This is a genomic window from Pseudonocardia pini (assembly GCF_013870575.1).
GTDB classification, from domain to species: Bacteria; Actinomycetota; Actinomycetes; order Mycobacteriales; family Pseudonocardiaceae; genus Pseudonocardia; species Pseudonocardia pini.
The window spans coordinates 1-3,054 of record NZ_JACBXB010000684.1; the positions used below are offsets into that span (position 1 = coordinate 1).

General features: G+C 72.8%; 3 protein-coding genes and 1 pseudogene. 3 read left to right on the plus strand and 1 reads right to left on the minus strand.

What is annotated here, in order from left to right; translation table 11 throughout:
* Nucleotides 1-408 (plus strand): annotated as a pseudogene (locus H5J29_RS27120) (hypothetical protein); the annotation flags it as partial.
* Here the strand turns inward: H5J29_RS27120 and H5J29_RS27125 are convergent.
* Nucleotides 368-706 (minus strand): oxidoreductase, encoded by a 339-nt coding sequence (locus H5J29_RS27125; protein WP_181783835.1) that lies wholly within the window; start codon nucleotides 704-706, stop codon nucleotides 368-370. The pseudogene H5J29_RS27120 and the gene H5J29_RS27125 sit on opposite strands and share 41 nt — an antisense overlap.
* A 142-nt stretch (nucleotides 707-848) precedes the next feature.
* Between H5J29_RS27125 and lpdA the strand changes: the two genes are divergently transcribed.
* Nucleotides 849-2,219 (plus strand): dihydrolipoyl dehydrogenase, encoded by a 1,371-nt coding sequence (gene lpdA / locus H5J29_RS27130; RefSeq protein WP_181783836.1) that lies wholly within the window; start codon nucleotides 849-851, stop codon nucleotides 2,217-2,219.
* Between the two features lie 45 nt (nucleotides 2,220-2,264).
* Nucleotides 2,265-3,054 (plus strand): biotin/lipoyl-containing protein (locus H5J29_RS27135; RefSeq protein ID WP_312858438.1); only part of this gene is annotated, 790 nt, incomplete at its 3' end.

Sequence of the window (3,054 nt, forward strand, 5' to 3'; positions counted from 1 at the left end):
GTCGTAGGCGGGGACGCCGCGGCACGGTCCGCGGCCGCCGTCGTCAGCGCGCTGCGGGCCGCCCTGCCCGCCGACGGGCCGCGCCTGCTGCTGTTCGGGGAGAGCCTCGGCGCCACCGCGGCCCTGCCCCTCGCGCCGCTGGTCGACGGCTGCCTGCTCGCGGGCCGCCCCGACTCGGTGGGCGAGCACGCCCCCGGCTGCACCGAGCTCCGCAACGCAGACGATCCCGTCGTCCGCTGGTCACCGCGGTCGCTGCTGACCGACCCGGTCGCGTTCTGGCAGGTCACGGCGGCGTTGCTGATCGCGCAGGACGCCGGCGCGGACCACGGCCACCGGTACGTCACGTTCGACGCGGGCTGGGCCGCCGCTATCCCTCCAGCCGACGCTGCTCCTCACGCCGCCGCATGATCTTCTGCCGTGCGTCGTGGTCTCGCATGCGTTGGGGGTAGCCGACGAGCTGGACGTCGTACACCGGGATCTTGAGCGACCGGGCGAGCTTGCGCGCACCGTCCGGGCCCGAGATCCGCCGCCGCGTCCACTCGCCGTCCTTCGCCACGAGCAGCATGGTGGTCTCGGTGACGGTCGTGCGCGGCTCGACGAACCCCTCGACGCCCTCCCGCACGGCCGCCCAGGACCGCAGGTGCTCGGCGTCGGCCGAGTCCGCGCCCCGTCGGACACCGCCCTTCCTCCGACCGAACAGCCCCATGTCGCCCTCCGCTCCGCGTGGTTCCGCCCCCTCCAACGCACGAGGTGTCCGAATTTCTCCCGACCTGCACCGGCAGCCGCCCGGCCCGGGTGACAAGATGGGGCCGACCGTGCGACCGAACAGGTGAGAGGGAGGCCGGGCCGTGCCCGAACAGGCTGCCGATCTGGTGATCCTGGGCGGTGGTTCCGGTGGCTACGCCTGCGCCCTGCGCGCCGCGGAGCTGGGCATGTCCGTGGTCCTGGTCGAGAAGGACAAGCTCGGTGGCACCTGCCTGCACCGCGGCTGCATCCCCACCAAGGCGCTGCTGCACGCGGCCGAGGTCGCCGACACCGCCCGCGACGGCGCCGCGGTCGGCGTCCTGTCGCAGCTCATCGGGATCGACATGCCGGGGGTGCACTCCTACAAGGACGGTGTCGTCTCCCGGCTCTACAAAGGCCTCCAGGGCCTGGTCAAGTCCCGCAAGATCGACCTCGTCGAAGGTACCGGGACGTTCGTCGGCCCCAGGTCGGTGGAGGTCGACGGGACCACCTACACGGGCCGCAACGTCGTGCTGGCCACCGGCTCGTACGCCAAGACCCTGCCCGGCCTCGAGATCGGCGGCCGGATCATCACCTCCGACCAGGCGCTGACCTGGGACACCGTGCCCCGCAAGGTCGTCATCCTCGGCGGCGGTGTGATCGGCGTCGAGTTCGCGAGCGTGTACCGGTCGTTCGGGTCCGAGGTCACCGTCGTCGAGGCGCTGCCGCGGCTGGTCGCAGGCGAGGACGAGTTCGCCTCCAAGCTGCTCGAACGCGCCTTCCGTCGTCGGAAGATCACCGCCAAGACCGGCGTCCGGTTCACCGGCGCGAAGCAGGCCAACGACTCCGTGACCGTGTCGTTGGAGTCCGGTGAGGAGCTCGAGGCGGACCTGCTGCTCGTCGCCGTCGGGCGCGGCCCGAACACCACCGGCCACGGGTACTCCGAGGCCGGGCTGGCCATGGAGCGCGGCTTCGTCACCACCGACGATCGGCTGCGCACCAACCTCGACGGCGTGTACGCCGTCGGCGACATCGTCCCCGGCCTGCAGCTGGCGCACCGCGGGTTCGCGCAGGGCATCTTCGTGGCCGAGGACATCGCCGGGCTCGAGCCGCGGGTGATCGACGAGGCGGGGATCCCGCGGGTCACCTACTGCGAGCCGGAGGTCGCCTCCGTCGGGCTCACCGAGGCACAGGCCAAGGAGCGGCACGGGGAGATCGAGACCGTCGTCTACGACCTCGGCGGCAACGGCAAGTCCCAGATCCTGCAGACCTCCGGCGCGATCAAGCTCGTCCGCGCCAAGGACGGCCCCGTGGTCGGCCTCCACCTGGTCGGCGCCCGCGTCGGCGAACTCATCGGCGAGGCCCAGCTCGTCTACAACTGGGAGGCGGAGCCCGGTGACGTGGCCCCGCTCGTCCACGCCCACCCCACCCAGAACGAGGCGCTCGGTGAAGCGCACCTCGCCCTGGCGGGCAAACCCCTGCACACCCACGGCTGAGACATCCGCGGGCGAACCGTACGTCGAAAGAGGATCCGAGCAGACATGGCCTTCTCCGTCCAGATGCCCGCCCTCGGTGAGAGCGTCACCGAAGGCACCGTCACCCGCTGGCTCAAGGCCGAGGGCGACACCGTCGAGGTCGACGAGCCGCTGCTCGAGGTCTCGACCGACAAGGTCGACACCGAGATCCCGTCCCCCGTGGCAGGTACCCTGCAGAAGATCGTCGCGGGCGAGGACGAGACCGTCGAGGTCGGCGGCGAGCTCGCGGTGATCGGCGACGGCGCCGCGGACGAGGGCTCCGCCACCCCCGACGCCGAGGCCGAGCCCGAGCCCGCCCCCGAGCCGGAGCCGGAGCCCGCGAAGGCCGAGGAGGAGCCCGCCGCGGCCGAGGAGCCCGCCGAGAAGCCCAAGGCGGCCACCGGGAAGCCCACCGACAGCGGCACCCCGGTCACCATGCCGGAGCTGGGCGAGTCGGTGACCGAGGGCGTCGTGACCCGCTGGCTCAAGCAGGTCGGCGACACCGTCGAGGTCGACGAGCCGCTGCTCGAGGTCTCCACGGACAAGGTCGACACCGAGATCCCGTCGCCGGTCGCGGGCACCGTGCTGGAGCTGAGCGTCGGCGAGGACGACACCGTCGAGGTCGGCGGGCAGCTCGCCCTCATCGGGGACGCGGACGCCGCGTCCGCCGAGTCCGAGCCGGAGCCCGCGCCGAAGGCCGAGGAGAAGGCCCGCGAGAAGGCCCCCGAGAAGGCCCCGGAGCAGCCGGAGCCGGAGAAGGAGCCCGCCCCGCAGGCCCAGGCGGCCGAGAAGCCCGCGCCGGAGAAGGAGTCCGTCC